Here is a 312-nt window from a genome sequence, read left to right as displayed (position 1 = left end):
AATTTATTACGACAAGAAATAATAGAAAGAAATCGGCAAGAAAGAATCATTCGAGAACAGTCCAATGGCGAAAAAAAGAAATTAATATACGATTTACGTTTTTATAATCAACTTCCGAACTCTGACGAACGTTATTTTTCTCCTTATGACAATCAAATTTGCAAAACAATTTACGAAGAACTTCGCAAAAGAAAATTTAGGCTCCCAGATTATACACATATACTAATTAATGTATCTGACACTTTTGAAAATGCGTTATCCCACGCCATGAAAGTCTATAATTGGCAAGGGTTTGGACTTGCAGTTTATAAA

Annotated in this window: 1 protein-coding gene; it reads left to right on the top strand. The window is 31.7% G+C overall.

Features of this window, described 5'->3' with window-relative positions; genetic code table 11:
• On the top strand, window positions 1-312 hold a 312-nt coding region (locus tag D0T60_RS18655), incomplete at both ends, for a hypothetical protein (protein WP_203558369.1).

It is taken from the genome of Bacteroides sp. 224, assembly GCF_010500995.1.
In the GTDB taxonomy this organism is placed as follows: domain Bacteria; phylum Bacteroidota; class Bacteroidia; order Bacteroidales; family Bacteroidaceae; genus Bacteroides.
This window is presented reverse-complemented; position numbering and strand designations above follow the sequence as displayed.